Below are 13,736 nucleotides of genomic sequence, written 5' to 3' on the forward strand. Positions count from 1 at the left end.
GTGAAATCCTTTAAGCCGTCTTGATTTCGGCGCCGCTGGACTTGAAGACGCGCACGCGCGTGCCATCGGCCTGCACCTTGATGCCGACGCGATCAGCCTTGCCGGTGGCGGCGTTGAAGATGGCCACGTTGGACTGGTGGATGGGCATGGCCTTTTCCACGATGCCGCCCATGGTGCCCTTCATGGGGTTGGGCTTGACGTGCTTCTTGACCAGGTTGATGCCTTCGATGACCAGGTGCGAATCGTCCTTGCGCAGCGCAACGGTGCCGCGCTTGCCCTTGTCGCGACCGGTCAGCACGATGACTTCATCGCCCTTGCGGATCTTGTTCATGGTGCTTTTTCCTTTACAGGACTTCAGGAGCCAGGGACACGATCTTCATGAAGCGCTCGGAGCGCAGTTCGCGCGTCACGGGGCCGAAGATGCGGGTGCCGATGGGCTCCAGCTTTGCGTTGAGCAGCACGGCGGCATTGCCGTCGAACTTCACGAGCGAACCGTCTGCACGGCGGATGCCCTTGGCGGTGCGAACCACCACTGCGCTGTAGATCTCGCCCTTCTTGACGCGACCACGCGGAGCGGCTTCCTTCACGCTGACCTTGATGATGTCACCGACGCTGGCATAACGGCGCTTGGAGCCACCCAGCACCTTGATGCACAGGACGGACTTGGCGCCGGTGTTGTCGGCAACCTCTAACCGAGATTCTGTCTGGATCATTTGAATATTCCCAACTTGTACCAGCGGCCCCCGCCCTTGATCGCTCAAGGAACAAGGCGCAACGCCAGTCAGTCTTGGGCCCGTCGTCCACGCCGCAAACCGTATGCGGCGCTTCCCGCTGGGCAGATAAGCCTCGCGCAGCAAAGCGCGAAGCCCGCAAGTATCGCCAAAAGAGAACTGCCCGTCAAGTACCTTGAGGCGCACTTCTTTTGAAGCTGTGCGTTGAGCAGGATGCTCACGCGGGCACCGTGGCGTACTGATGCGCCAGTTCCAGGAAAGCAGGCAGCTGCGGATCGTGGCCCGGCAGCTCCTCGGCCAGGAGCTGCGCCACGCGCGGCGCCAACGTTGCCGCCAGGCGGGCGTCCAGAAACAGCACGCGCGCGCGCCGCGCCAGCACGTCTTCCACGGTGCGCGCGTACTCGTAGCGCACGGCCCAGCGCACCATGGCTTCGCTGTAGCCCTGGGCCAGCACCGCATCGGCCCCAGGCAACGCAGCCACTGCTGCCGCCTCGCTGCCATAGGAGTGCAGACCCTGCGGCTGATTCATGCCGTGGCGTGGCCGGGCGGTCGGCGCGCCGACCAGTGGCAGCGCCACCGTCACGCCGCCGGCGCGACGCGGCAACAGACCCGCCTCGAAACATCTGTCCAGCACATCCTCGGCCATGGCGCGGTAGGTCGTCCACTTGCCGCCGGTCACCGTCACCAGCCCGCTGGCACTGGCGATCACCGTGTGCTCGCGGCTGATGCGCTTGGTGTTGTCGCCATCGTCACCTTGCGGCCTGACCAGCGGGCGCAGGCCCACCCAGATGCTGCGCACGTCCTCCACCCTGGGCGCACGGCGCAGGTAGCGCGCCGCCTCGCCCAGGATGAAAGCCACCTCATCGCGCATGGCCACGGGCTCGCGAGCCAGGTCGTGGCGCGGTGTGTCGGTCGTGCCCAGGATCAGCTTGCCCAGCCACGGCACGGCGAACAGCACCCGGCCATCCGCCGTCTTGGGCACCATCAGCGCGTGGTCGCCGGGCAGGAAGTCGCGATCCACCACCAGATGCACGCCCTGGCTGGGCGCCACCATGGGCGCGAACTTGCGCCCGGCGGCCTCGCCATCGCGCTGGCGCAGCGCATCGACCCACACGCCCGCAGCATTGACCACGCAGCGTGCGCGCACCTCGAAGCGCTGCCCGCCCTCCGCATCCTCGCAGACCACGCCGGCGACCTTGCCGGCCTCGTACAGCAGATCGGTGACCGGGCAATAGTTGACCAGCAGGGCGCCGCGCGCCGCCGCCGTGCGCGCCAGCGCCAGCGCCAGGCGGGCATCATCGAACTGGCCGTCCCAGTATTTGACGCCGCCCTTGAGGCCATCGGCCAGCGCCGTGGGCAGGCAGCGCAGGGTTTCCATGCGCCCCAGCAGTTGCGTGGCGCCCAGGCCGGCCTTGCCGGCCAGCGCGTCATACATCTTCAGGCCCGTGCCGTAGAACGGCGTCTCCCACAGCTTGTACGACGGCATGACGAAAGCCAGCGGCTGCGCCAGGTGCGGGGCGTTGTTCAGCAGCGTGGTGCGCTCGTGCAGGGCCTCGCGCACCAGGGCGATGTTGCCCTGGGCCAGATAGCGCACGCCGCCGTGTACTAATTTTGTGGCGCGCGAGGACGTGCCCTTGGCGAAGTCGTACGACTCCAGCAGCACCACGGAAAAGCCCCGCGCCGCCGCATCCAGCGCCACGCCCAAGCCAGTGGCGCCGCCGCCGACCACCGCCAGGTCATAGGTACGAGGCTGGGCGAGCTGCGCGAGCAGCGCGGTGCGGTCGGTGGGCAAGGGGCGGTGGTGTTGGCGGTCATGGCGGGATTTTCTCGCAGTTGAAAGATTCGTGTCAGGGTTTACCCAGGATCGCGCACGAGCTGCGGCTCCGTCCCGGCATTGCGCAGCACCAGGCCCCGTGCGGCAGTCGTATGCTTGCCCGCCATGACGCCCTACCTGCTTGCCCTCGACCAGGGCACCTCCAGCTCCCGCTCCATCGTCTTCGACCGCAGCGGCCACCTCGTCGCCCAGGCGCAGCTGGAGCTGCCGCAGATCTACCCGCGCCCCGGCTGGGTCGAGCACGACGCGCGCGAGATCTGGCGCACGCAACTGGCCACCGCGCGCGCCGCACTGGCGCAGGCCGGCATCCAGGCGAGCCAGGTGCGCGCCATCGGCATCACCAACCAGCGCGAGACCACGCTGGTGTGGAACCGCAAGACCGGCGCGCCCATCCACCACGCCATCGTCTGGCAAGACCGGCGCGCCGAGCCCGCCTGCGCCCAGCTGCGCGCGCAGGGCCACGAGGCGCTGATCCAGCAAAAGACCGGTCTGCTGATCGACGCCTACTTTTCCGCCACCAAGCTGCAGTGGCTGCTGGATCACGTGCCCGGCGCGCGCAGCGCTGCCGAGGCCGGCGAGCTGGCCTTCGGCACCATCGACAGCTGGCTGATCTGGCAGCTCACCAGCGGCACACGCCACGTCACCGACGTGACCAATGCCAGCCGCACCATGCTGCTGAACGTCCACACCAACCAGTGGGACGATGAACTGCTGGCGCTGCTGGACATCCCGCGCGCGTTGCTGCCCGAGGTGCTGCCCTCGGCCAGCCTGGAGTTCGGCAGCACGGCGCCGGAACTGCTGGGCAGCGCCATACAAATAGCCGGCGTGGCCGGCGACCAGCAAAGCGCGCTGTTCGGCCAGGCGTGCTTTTCCGCCGGCATGGCCAAGAACACCTATGGCACGGGCTGCTTCATGCTGATGCACACCGGCCAGCGCTTCGAGACCAGCCACAACGGCCTGCTCACCACCAGCGCGGCGCAGACCAGCACCACGCCGGAATACGCCATGGAGGGCAGCGTCTTCGTCGGCGGCGCCGTGGTGCAGTGGCTGCGCGACGGCCTGCACGCCATCCGCGCCAGCAGCGAGGTGCAGCGCCTGGCCGAGAGCGTGCCCGACTCGGGCGGCGTGATGATGGTGCCGGCCTTCACCGGCCTGGGCGCGCCGTACTGGCAGCCCGACGCACGCGGCACCATCACCGGCCTGACGCGCGGCAGCACGCTGGCGCACATCGCACGTGCGGCGCTCGAATCCATCGCCTACCAAAGCGCCGCGCTGCTCGGCGCCATGAGCCGCGACGCCGTGGCCGCCGGCGGCGCGCCAGTGTCCGAGCTGCGCGTGGACGGCGGCGCCTGCGTCAACGACTTGCTGATGCAGTTCCAGGCCGACCTGCTAGGCATCCCCGTGGTGCGCCCGGCCTGCGTGGAGACTACCGCCCTGGGCGCGGCCTACCTGGCAGGCCTGACCAGCGGCGTCTATGCCGACCGGGACGAGCTGGCCGCGCTGTGGCGCGCCGAGCGGCGCTTCATGCCGACCATGGCCCCGCAGCAGGCGCAAAGCCTGATGGCGCGCTGGGAACACGCCGTGGCGCAGGCCGCGCTGCCCGCTCCATGATCATCAAAAAAAGATAGCTGTCGCCACTTGCCCCATAAGGCTTTGAGCGTGTTTTGACCATTATTTTGTCTGTCTGCCCGCCCCTCGCTCCCATGACCCATCCCCACCCCCCCGAAACCACCATCGCCTTCATCGGCGGCGGCAACATGGCCAGTGCGCTGATCGGCGGCCTGCTGCGCCAAGGCCTGCCGGCCACCCAGCTCGAAGTCGTCGAGCCCTTCGAGCCAGCGCGCCAGGCGCTGCAGGACGGCTTCGGCCTGAGTGCGCAGGCTGCGCCCACGCCGGCGCTGGCGCGCGCCGCCCTGGTCGTCTGGGCTGTCAAGCCGCAGACCTTTGCCGACGCCGCCGCGCAGACACGCCCGCACCTGGCACCCGGCGCCCTGCATCTGAGCGTGGCCGCCGGCATCACCACGGACAGCATCGCCCGCTGGCTGTGCAGCGAGTGCATCGTGCGCGCCATGCCCAACACGCCGGCGCTGGTCGGGCGCGGCATGACCGGGCTGTTTGCCCGCCCCGCCGTCGATACCGCTGGTCGGGCGCTGGTCGGGCAGGTGCTGGCGCCCACCGGGCAGACGCTGTGGGTGGCGCAGGAGGCGCAGCTCGATGCCGTCACTGCCCTGTCCGGCTCCGGGCCGGCCTATGTCTTTCTGTTTCTGGAGGCCATGCAGCAGGCCGGCGCCGAGCTGGGCCTGAGCGCCGAGCAGGCACGCCAGCTGGCCGTGGCCACCTTCCAGGGAGCGGCCGAGCTGGCGGCGCGCTCGCCGGACGCACTGGCCGTGCTGCGCCAGCGCGTGACCAGCCCCGGCGGCACGACGCACGCCGCCATCACGCGGATGCAGGCGGGCGGCATGAGCGAACACTTCATCGCCGCCATACACGCTGCCGAGCAGCGCGCGCGCGAGCTGGCGGCGCAGTTCGGCGCCTGAGGCCTGGCGTCTTCAGCCGCGCAGCGCAAACCCCAGCGCCACGCCGGCAAAGATCGCCGCCCCCATCCAGTGGCTCTTGCTGAAGGCGGCAAAGCAGCCCGCCCGCGTGCGGTCGCGGATCAGCGTGTAATGCCACAGCGCCTGCGCCGCCGCCGCGCCCAGGCCCAGCCACAGCGGCCAGCCCAGGCCCAGGGGCGCCAGCACCGCGCCGGTGAGCGCCAGCGCCAGGGCAAAGAACGCCATCACCCCGGCCACGTCGAAGCGCCCCAGCGTGATGGCCGAGGTCTTCATGCCGATCTTCAGATCGTCGTCGCGATCGACCATGGCGTACTCGGTGTCGTAGGCCAGCACCATGAACAGATTGGCCAGCCACAACACCCAGGCGGCCACCGGCACTTCGCCCTGCACCGCCGCAAAGGCGATCACGATGCCGAAGTTGAAGGCGATGCCCAGAAACGCCTGCGGCATGGCAAAAAAGCGCTTGGTGAACGGGTACAGCACGGTGAACACCACCGCCGGCACCGACCAGGCCACGGCCTGCCAGCGCGTGGAGAGCACCAGCGCCAGGGCCACCAGCGCCAGCGCCGCAGCCAGCACCAGCGCCTCGCGCACGCTGACCTGGCCGGTGGTGATGGGCCGGGCCTGGGTGCGCTTGACGTGCCGGTCGAAATCGCGGTCGGCCACGTCGTTGACGCAGCAGCCGGCACTGCGCATGAGCACCGTGCCGGCGACGAACACGGCCAGCAGATGCCAGCCCGGAAAGCCCCCGCCGCCACCCACAGCGCCGTGAGCGTGGGCCAGACCAGCACCAGCCAGCCAGCCGGGCGGTCGAAGCGGATCAGGTTCAGGTACAGCGCCAGGCGCGAGGGCGCGGGCAGGGGCGGGGCAGCAGTCATTTCAAGACAAAACAGGCGCAAACCCTTGCCAGGCAAGCGCCAACAGCTATCAAAATTGATTATTCCAGCAGCGAGCGCAGCATCCACGCGGTCTGCTCGTGTACCGTCAGGCGCTGGGTCAGCAAATCCGCCGTGGGCTCGTCGCTGGCCTGGTCGGCCACCGGGAACAGCTCGCGCGCGGTGCGCGCCACGGCCTCGTGGCCCTCGACCAGGATGCGCACCATCTCCAGCGCGGCGGGCGGCGCCTCGGGCGCGTCCGGCAGGCTGGCCAGCTTGCCAAACGCCGCATACGAGCCCGGCGCGTGGTGGCCCAGCGCGCGGATGCGCTCGGCCACCGGATCGACGGCGTTCCATAGCTCGGTGTACTGCTCCATGAACATGGCGTGCAGCGTGTTGAACATCGGGCCGGTGACGTTCCAGTGGAAGTTGTGCGTGGTCAGGTACAGCGTGTAGGTGTCGGCCAGCAGGCGCGACAGGCCTTGCGCGATGGCGGCACGGTCTTGCTCGCTGATGCCGATGTTGATGCGCGGCACGCCGGCGGCGGCGCTGGGGGCGGCTTTCACAGCCTTGGCGGGCTTGGCGGGCTTGGCAGCGCCGGTCTTGCTGCTCGGGGTCTTGGCCATCGAGGGTTCTCCTTGAGAGGGTTGGGATGGGTGGCGAAACCGATTCAGGATAGCCGCTTCACACCCGGCAGCTCGCAGGCATAGACGGCATTGCGCAGCGCGGCGATGGCCTCGTAGCGCGTGAAGCTGCGCCGCCAGGCCAGCACCACGCGGCGCACCGGCGGGCCGCCGCTGTCGTCCGGGGTGATGGGCAGGTAGCGGATGTGGGCATCGTCGCTCTTTCGGCGCCGCACGCCGGTATGCAGCGCATCGCGCGGCACCGACAGGCGCGGCACCAGCGTCACGCCCATGCCGGCGGAAACCATGTGCTTGATGGTCTCCAGCGACGAGCCCTCGAAGGTGCGCCGGATGCCCTCGGCGTTGCTGGCGAAGCGGGCGAATTCCGGGCAGACCTGCAGCACATGGTCGCGAAAGCAGTGGCCCGCGCCCAGCAGCAGCATGGTCTCGTTCTTCAGCTCGGTGGCCGTGACCGCTTCCTGGCCTGCCAGAGGGTGGCTGGACGGCACGGCGGCCATGAAAGGCTCGTCGTACAGCGGCGCAATCGCCAGCCCGGTGTCCGGAAAAGGCTCGGCCAGGATGGCGCAGTCGATCTCGCCGGTGCGCAGCATCTCCAGCAGGCGCGCGGTGAAGTTCTCCTGCAGCATCAGCGGCATCTGCGGCGTGTTGGCGATGGCATTGCGCACCAGGCCGGGCAGCAGATAGGGGCCGATGGTGTAGATCACGCCCAGGGTCAGCACGCCAGCGAGCGGATCCTTGCCGCGCTTGGCGATCTCCTTGATGGCAGCGGCCTGCTCCAGCACGCTTTGCGCCTGGCGCACGATCTCCTCGCCCAGCGGCGTGACGCTGACATCGCCCGTGCTGCGCTCGAACAGCTTGACCTCCAGCTCGTCTTCGAGCTTTCTGACGGCCACCGACAGCGTCGGCTGCGAGACATAGCAGGCCTCGGCCGCCCGGCCAAAATGCCGCTCGCGGGCCACGGCGACGATGTATTTGAGTTCGGTCAAGGTCATGAAATTTCAGTCCAGCAAGGGCCTCTGCCCACCCTGGAACCAGGACATATCAAAGCCCTGGGCCAACACGATGGCCTGGGCGTCGAGCAGGGCGCGCCCACGCAGGCGATCCAGGTATTTCACCAGGGTGTTGGCATCCTCCGTCAGGATGTGGGAGATCGACTCGCACGCCATCTGTGCCAGCAGCTTGATGTCGTCCTTCACTGCCACCCGGTCATCCGCCGGGTCACGTTGCAGGGCGCGCATGAAATTGCCGGCAGTCATGGCGTGGTCGATGTTGAACGGCAGCACATGGAAGGTGCGCAGCGGCAGATCCGTCACAGCCTGCCCCACCTGGAATTCCGAGGCGACGATGGCCGACCGATACAGCGGGCAGCCGTGCGCCAGAGCCTGACGCAGGTACTGCACGGCGACGCCATGCTGCGCTCGCGCAGGGTCGGCCAGGGTGATGAGATAGCTGGTATCCAGCAGCAGGGAGATCAAGCGGTGCCCCCGCGCAGGCCATCCACCCAGGCGCTGGCGTCGGGTACATCGCGCCACGCCCTGGCGCCGCGCTCGACCAGCCGCGCCAGCTGCGCCTCGTCCAGCGCCGGCTGGCATTCCTCGAAACCGAGCAGATGGGCGTTGCGATAGGCGCGCGTGGCCACGTTGTATTCGGCACGGAGCGCGCCCTGGTCACCTTGTACAGACGGTTGGAGGCGTCGTCACGCAACACGTCCCGCTCCGACTGGACGGGCAGCAGCGTGCCATCGGGCAGACGGATGTCTGCCGTGATTTTCCTGACCCCCCCAGCTCGACGATTTCTCCCTGCAAGTAGCGCTCCACCAGCACCCACTGATCTGCATCGTCGGCGTGAAAATCCGTTGCGGCGCTGATGGACACGGATACGGCCAGGGCCGCTGGCGCACCAGGCGAGTCGATGCCGAAGATGCACCGGCGGGCGCCGCGCGCCTGTTTCTGCCAGCGCTCGATCACCTGGCGGCGCCTTTTCTCCAGGCCATCGAGACGCTGCGAGCGCACCAGTTGGTGCAGATCGCGCCACAGGCCGGCAGCCGCGATGGGTGGAGTCCGGATGCCCAGGGAGCCGGCAACGACACTGACCTCCAAGGCCCTGGCATCGAGCTCGCCGGCGTCGCCCTGCAGCAGCTCCTGCACATCCTGGGTGAAGTCGCGCAAAACCGCCAGGGGCACGCGCTGCGGGGTCACCTCATACCCGGCAGAGGCATCTTGCAGAGTGAACAAAAGAGGTTGCGCGTCCATCAGGCGATTTTAGGCATGGCCTCATCGGTGGCATTGCAGGCGTTCGTCCCAAGGGGTTGTGCGTTGCACGTTGTGCGCCTGCTCATGCCTTCAGAAAGTCTGCCCTGCCGCCAAGCCAGCGCTCCACATGCTGCGCCGCCAGCTCCGGGTATTGCTCCAGCATCAGCGGCGCCACCTCGCGCGCCCAGTCCAGCAGGCCGGTGTCGCCGGTCAGGTCGGCAAAGCGCAAGAGCGCATCGCCCGACTGGCGCGCGCCCAGGAACTCGCCCGGCCCCGGATGTCCAGGTCGCGCCGGGCGATCTCGAAGCCGTCGCTGGTGTCCTGCATGGCCTGCAGGCGCTCGCGCGCAGTCTCGCCCAGGCGGCCGGAGTCGCCCGTGGAGTACAGCAGCACGCAGGCCGACGCCGCCGCGCCCCGGCCCACGCGCCCGCGCAGCTGGTGCAGCTGCGACAGGCCGAAGCGCTCGGCGTGCTCGATGACCATCAGCGAGGCGTTGGGCACATCGACCCCGACCTCGATCACCGTGGTCGAGACCAGCACGCCCATGCGCCCGGCCTTGAACTCCTCCATCACGGCCCGCTTGTCCGCCGCCGGCAGGCGCGAGTGCAGTAGGCCCACGACCTGCCCGGGCAGGGCTTCGCTCAACTCGGCGTGCGTGGCCGTGGCGCTGGCCAGATCCAGCGCCTCGCTCTCCTCGATCAGCGGGCAGACCCAGTAGGCCTGGCGCCCGACGCCGACCTGCACGGCCAGGCGTGCTATCAGCTCGTCCTTGCGGCTGTCGGCCAGCAAGCGCGTCACCACCGGCGTGCGCCCGGGCGGCAGCTCGTCGATGGTGGACACGTCCAGATCGGCGTAGTAGCTCATGGCCAGGGTGCGCGGGATGGGCGTGGCGCTCATCATCAGCATGTGCGGCTCCTGGCCCAGGTGGGCCAGCTTCTTGCGCAGCGCCAGGCGCTGGGCCACGCCAAAGCGGTGCTGCTCGTCGATCACCGCCAGCCCCAGGCGGGCAAAGCGCACCTGCTCCTGGATCACGGCGTGCGTGCCCACGACCAGGGCTGCCGTGCCATCGGCAATGGCGCCCAGCATGGCCGTGCGCTCGCTCTTTTTTTGCCCGCCGGCCAGCCAGGCGATGCCCAGGCCGCGCTCGGCCAGCAGCGGCTGCAGCCAGCCGATCAGCTTGGCAAAGTGCTGCTCGGCCAGGATTTCCGTGGGCGCCATCAGCGCGCACTGCCAGCCGGCGGCTATGCAGATGCACGCGGCCAGCGCGGCGACGATGGTCTTGCCCGAGCCGACATCGCCCTGCAGCAGCCGGTGCATGGGCCGGCTCAGGGCCAAGTCGCGCGCAATCTCCTCGCCCACGCGCCGCTGCGCCGCCGTGAGGGCAAAGGGCAGCGCGGCCAGCAGCTGCTCGTGCAGCGGCTGCCCCTGCGCGCTCGGGCGCAGCACGGGGGCGGCCAGTTGCGCGCGCTCGCGCCGGGCGGCAAATTGCGACAGCTGCTGGGCCAGCAGCTCCTCGGCCTTGAGGCGCTGCCAGGCCGGGTGGCTGTGGTCTTCCAGCGTCGCCAGCGCCACATCGGGTGTCGGCCTGTGCAAGAACAATAGCGCTTCCCGCAGGCTCCATGCGGTTTTCCCGGCGTTTTCCCGGTAAATCGCCAACGGCGGCGGGGGCAGGCCGGCGGGCAGCGTCTCAGGCAGCTGCACGCGCGTTAGGGCCGTGGCGATGGCGCGGCGCAGATAGGCCTGGGGCAGTTGCGCCGCCGTTGGATAGACCGGGGTGAGGGCGGCGGGCAGTTCGGCATCGGCGCTGCGCACGGCCGGATGCAGCATCTGCCGGCCCCAGAAGCCGCCGCGGATCTCGCCGCGCGCACGCAGCCGCGCGCCCACGCCCATGGTCTTGTGGTGCGAGGGGTAGAAGCTGAAGAAACGCAGCTCGCAGCTGCTGCCGCTGGCGTCCTGCAGCGTGACCAACAGCTGGCGGCGCGGCTGTAGCTGCACCTGGCTGGCGGTCACCGTGCCTTCGATCTGCACCATCTGGCCCTCGCGCGCGCTGGCGATCGGGGTGATGCGGGTTTCGTCCTCGTAGCGCAGCGGCAGGTGCAGCGCCAGGTCGATGTCGCGCACCAGGCCGAGTTTTTCCAGGGCCTTCTTGGCCGGGCTGGCGGCGGGTTTGACAGTCGTTTGCACAGCAGGCGCGTGCTGGGCCGGTTCGGGGGGGCAAGGCGGGTTCTGGGCACGGCGAAAAGGCTACCATGCGGGCCAATTCCACCGCCGCCACTGCCCTGCCCCATCCATCCAGCCTGCTGCACGCCCATGCTCAAGCGAATCCGCACCGAGGAACTGGCCCTGGGCATGTATGTGCATGAGTTCTGCGGCTCCTGGATGCACCACCCTTTCTGGCGCACGGGTTTTTTGCTGCAAGAGCCGCAGGATCTGGCGCGCATCCGCGCCACCGGGCTGCGCGAGGTGTGGATCGACCTGGCGCGCGGCCAGGATGTCGCGCAGCCCACGCCGCACGCGCCGGCTGCAGCGCAGGGCGCCAGCGCCCGGCCCGTGCAACCCGCGCTGGCGGACGCCAAGCCGGGCACCTGCGGCTGCGCCTTGGCGCTCCACCCGGCCAGCCTGCAGCAAGAGGCCGCGCGCGCCGCGCAGATCTGCCGCCGCGCCCGCCAGGCCGTGCTATCCATGTTCCAGCAGGCGCGCATGGGCCAGGCCATCGACGCCGGCGCGGCCACCGAGCTGGTGCAGGAGATTGCCGACTCGGTGGCGCGCAATCCCGGCGCGCTGATCAGTCTGGCGCGGCTCAAGACCGCCGACGACTACACCTACATGCACAGCGTGGCCGTGTGCGCGCTGATGACGGCGCTGGCGCGCCAGTTGCGCCTGGACGAGGGCCAGGTGCGCAGCGCCGGCCTGGCCGGCCTGATGCACGACCTGGGCAAGGCGGCGGTGCCGCTGCAGGTGCTCAACAAGCCGGGCCGGCTGAGCGATGCCGAGTTTGCCCAGATCAGGCACCACGCGCGCCGGGGCTGGGAGCTACTCAAGGCGTCCGGCGTGAGCGACGAGCAGGTGCTGGACGCCTGCCTGCACCACCACGAGCGCATGGACGGCAAAGGCTATCCCGACGGCCTGCACGGCGCGCAGCTGGGCCTTTTCGCCCGCATGGCGGCCATTTGCGATGTCTATGACGCCATCACGTCCGATCGCTGCTACAAGCGGGGCTGGGATCCCGCCGAGGCCATCCGCCAGATGACCGCCTGGACGGGCAGCCACCTGGACGCGCGGCTGTTCCAGGCCTTCGTCAAGACCGTGGGCATCTATCCCATAGGCTCGCTGGTGCGCCTGGAGTCGGGGCGGCTGGCGGTGGTGGTGCAGCAAGGCGGCGGCACGCTGCTGGCGCCGCAGGTCAGGGCCTTCTTCTCGCTCAAGTCCGACCTGCGCATCCCGCCCGAGCTGATCGACCTGGCCGCCGCCGGCTGCACCGAGCGCATCGCCGCGCGCGAAGACCCGGCGCGCTGGAATTTCCCCGACCTGCACAGCCTGTGGAGCGGCCTGCAGGGCGCGCCCTGGCAGGGCGCTGCCGACGGCGCCCCGGCAGCCCTGTCCGGCACAACATTCTGATAGCACCCAGCGCTTGACTGGCGGGCGCAAACGCCGGATTCGCTCAAATGCCGGACTCGACCACGCAGCGGTCGCGCCCTTGCTGCTTGGCGCGGTACAGCGCCGCATCGGCGCGCGCCACCATGGCCGCCGAGCCGTTGCCGGCCGGGCCATCGACGGGCGGCACACCGACATGGACGCCGGCGCTGATGGTCACCCAGCCCAGCGGCGCATCGGCGTGCGCCAGCTGCAGGTTGCGCACCGCCTGCAACATGCGCATGGCCACCTCCAAGGCGCCGCGCTCGTCGGTCTCAGTCAGGATGGCCACCAGCTCCTCGCCGCCGTAGCGCGCCAGCAAATCGGTCTCGCGCTGCACGCAACCGCCCACGGCGCGCGCCACCGCCTGCAGGCAGGCATCGCCCTGCGGGTGGCCGTAATAGTCGTTGTAGCGCTTGAAATGATCGACATCGATCATGACCAGCGCCAGGGGCCGCTGCGCGCGCCGGGCCTGGGCGCAGACCTGCTCCAGGCGCTCGTTGAAGTGCGCCCGGTTGGCAATGCCCATCAGCGCATCGGTGCGCGACAGCGCGTGCAGCCGGGCGTTGAGCTGCTCCAGCTCGCGCGTGCGCTGGGCCACGCGCTCTTCCAGGTTTTCGTTGGCGCGCGCCAGTTGCGCGTTCTGCGTGGACAGCACGGCATACAGCCGGCCAATCATCTTGAGCAGCACCTGCGTGCCCTTGTCGTGCGCGTCGCGCTCGCTCTCGAAGGCCTCGCCCGGGCTGGTGCCGCACTCGATGGCGGCGATCTGGCGCGCCATGGACTGATCCACGCCCAGGATGTGCAGGCCCAGCCAGGAGGTCAGAAAGCCCACCAGCGGCGTGCCGGCGTCGCTCCAGTGCGCGCGCTGCGCCCACAGCAGGTGGATCTGCTCGACGAATTGCAGGTGCAGGTTGCGGTGCAGCTCCAGGTGGCGCTCGTCCAGGCCGATGCGCTGCATCAGCTCTTCCTCTTCGCGGAAGTGGTATTCGGTATAGGCCAGCAGCCGCTTGTACACGTCACCCACCTGCGCCTCCCGGCTGGCATCGGCCGGGGCGAACAGGGCGCGCTGGATCTCGTTGAACAGGGCCACCAGCTCCTGGTGCTGCTCGTCCACATCGGGCAGGTCGGTGATGAAACTCTTGTCCCAGATAAAGGCAGCATCCATGGCGGGCAAAGCGCGTGCGCGGCGCGGGCAGTGGCGCCTGCAGG

12 protein-coding genes and 2 pseudogenes are annotated in these 13,736 nt (G+C 69.3%); 3 read left to right on the top strand and 11 right to left on the bottom strand.

Annotated elements, in window-relative coordinates; genetic code table 11:
* Window positions 1–10 precede the first annotated feature (10 nt).
* The 3 genes from rplX to IDM45_RS12140 all read right to left on the bottom strand — a co-directional run bounded on the left by rplX (window position 11) and on the right by IDM45_RS12140 (window position 2,523).
* Window positions 11–331, bottom strand: a complete 321-nt coding sequence (rplX, locus tag IDM45_RS12130; protein WP_209423067.1) for a 50S ribosomal protein L24 — start codon at window positions 329–331, stop codon at window positions 11–13.
* A gap of 13 nt (window positions 332–344) precedes the next feature.
* The gene (gene rplN, locus IDM45_RS12135; protein ID WP_106683476.1) at window positions 345–713 is read right to left on the bottom strand and encodes a 50S ribosomal protein L14; all 369 of its coding nucleotides are present in this window, start codon (window positions 711–713) and stop codon (window positions 345–347) included.
* A gap of 235 nt (window positions 714–948) precedes the next feature.
* Entirely contained in the window at window positions 949–2,523 is a 1,575-nt protein-coding gene (locus IDM45_RS12140; protein WP_209423068.1) for a glycerol-3-phosphate dehydrogenase/oxidase, read from the bottom strand.
* A 147-nt stretch (window positions 2,524–2,670) separates the two neighbouring features.
* On the opposite strand from IDM45_RS12140, the gene glpK reads away from it, so the two are divergent.
* Together glpK and proC are read left to right on the top strand one after the other, a co-directional pair.
* Window positions 2,671–4,176, top strand: coding sequence for a glycerol kinase GlpK (glpK, locus tag IDM45_RS12145; RefSeq protein WP_209423069.1), 1,506 nt, complete (start codon window positions 2,671–2,673; stop codon window positions 4,174–4,176).
* Between the two features lie 92 nt (window positions 4,177–4,268).
* Complete coding sequence (gene proC, locus IDM45_RS12150; RefSeq protein WP_209423070.1) at window positions 4,269–5,102, top strand: pyrroline-5-carboxylate reductase; 834 nt, start codon at window positions 4,269–4,271, stop codon at window positions 5,100–5,102.
* Between the two features lie 12 nt (window positions 5,103–5,114).
* Here the strand turns inward: proC and ubiA are convergent.
* From ubiA to recG, 7 genes and pseudogenes are all read right to left on the bottom strand, one after another.
* A pseudogene (gene ubiA, locus IDM45_RS12155) lies at window positions 5,115–5,998 on the bottom strand (4-hydroxybenzoate octaprenyltransferase).
* Between the two features lie 59 nt (window positions 5,999–6,057).
* Complete coding sequence (locus tag IDM45_RS12160) at window positions 6,058–6,621, bottom strand: Dps family protein (protein ID WP_232653956.1); 564 nt, start codon at window positions 6,619–6,621, stop codon at window positions 6,058–6,060.
* Window positions 6,622–6,665: 44 nt separating this feature from the next.
* Window positions 6,666–7,631, bottom strand: a complete 966-nt coding sequence (locus IDM45_RS12165; RefSeq protein ID WP_209423071.1) for a LysR substrate-binding domain-containing protein — start codon at window positions 7,629–7,631, stop codon at window positions 6,666–6,668.
* Window positions 7,632–7,637: 6 nt separating this feature from the next.
* Entirely contained in the window at window positions 7,638–8,114 is a 477-nt protein-coding gene (locus tag IDM45_RS12170) for a type II toxin-antitoxin system VapC family toxin (RefSeq protein ID WP_209423072.1), read from the bottom strand.
* A complete protein-coding gene (locus IDM45_RS12175) occupies window positions 8,111–8,278 on the bottom strand; it encodes a hypothetical protein (protein WP_209423073.1) in 168 nt (55 codons plus the stop codon). The genes IDM45_RS12170 and IDM45_RS12175 overlap by 4 nt, the downstream gene beginning before the upstream one ends.
* A gap of 28 nt (window positions 8,279–8,306) precedes the next feature.
* Window positions 8,307–8,891: a hypothetical protein gene (locus IDM45_RS12180; RefSeq protein WP_209423074.1), complete on the bottom strand. Its 585-nt coding sequence runs from the start codon at window positions 8,889–8,891 to the stop codon at window positions 8,307–8,309.
* An 82-nt stretch (window positions 8,892–8,973) separates the two neighbouring features.
* Window positions 8,974–11,075, bottom strand: a pseudogene (gene recG / locus IDM45_RS12185) (ATP-dependent DNA helicase RecG).
* Between the two features lie 126 nt (window positions 11,076–11,201).
* Between recG and IDM45_RS12190 the strand changes: the two are divergent.
* On the top strand, window positions 11,202–12,509 hold the full coding sequence (locus tag IDM45_RS12190; protein ID WP_209423075.1) for an HD-GYP domain-containing protein: 1,308 nt from the start codon (window positions 11,202–11,204) through the stop codon (window positions 12,507–12,509).
* A 43-nt stretch (window positions 12,510–12,552) separates the two neighbouring features.
* Here IDM45_RS12190 and IDM45_RS12195 read toward each other — a convergent pair whose 3' ends face one another.
* Window positions 12,553–13,692 (bottom strand): GGDEF domain-containing protein, encoded by a 1,140-nt coding sequence (locus tag IDM45_RS12195; RefSeq protein WP_209423076.1) that lies wholly within the window; start codon window positions 13,690–13,692, stop codon window positions 12,553–12,555.
* Window positions 13,693–13,736 lie beyond the last annotated feature (44 nt).

It is taken from the genome of Melaminivora jejuensis (assembly GCF_017811175.1).
Lineage (GTDB): Bacteria > Pseudomonadota > Gammaproteobacteria > Burkholderiales > Burkholderiaceae_C > Melaminivora > Melaminivora jejuensis.

Coding starts and splice junctions, on each gene's coding strand:
- rplX (WP_209423067.1), bottom strand. CDS start 331: ATGAACAAGATCCGCAAGGGCGATGAAGTCATCGTGCTGACCGGTCGC.
- rplN (WP_106683476.1), bottom strand. CDS start 713: ATGATCCAGACAGAATCTCGGTTAGAGGTTGCCGACAACACCGGCGCC.
- glpK (WP_209423069.1), top strand. CDS start 2,671: ATGACGCCCTACCTGCTTGCCCTCGACCAGGGCACCTCCAGCTCCCGC.
- proC (WP_209423070.1), top strand. CDS start 4,269: ATGACCCATCCCCACCCCCCCGAAACCACCATCGCCTTCATCGGCGGC.
- IDM45_RS12160 (WP_232653956.1), bottom strand. CDS start 6,621: ATGGCCAAGACCCCGAGCAGCAAGACCGGCGCTGCCAAGCCCGCCAAG.
- IDM45_RS12165 (WP_209423071.1), bottom strand. CDS start 7,631: ATGACCTTGACCGAACTCAAATACATCGTCGCCGTGGCCCGCGAGCGG.
- IDM45_RS12180 (WP_209423074.1), bottom strand. CDS start 8,891: ATGGACGCGCAACCTCTTTTGTTCACTCTGCAAGATGCCTCTGCCGGG.
- IDM45_RS12190 (WP_209423075.1), top strand. CDS start 11,202: ATGCTCAAGCGAATCCGCACCGAGGAACTGGCCCTGGGCATGTATGTG.
- IDM45_RS12195 (WP_209423076.1), bottom strand. CDS start 13,692: ATGGATGCTGCCTTTATCTGGGACAAGAGTTTCATCACCGACCTGCCC.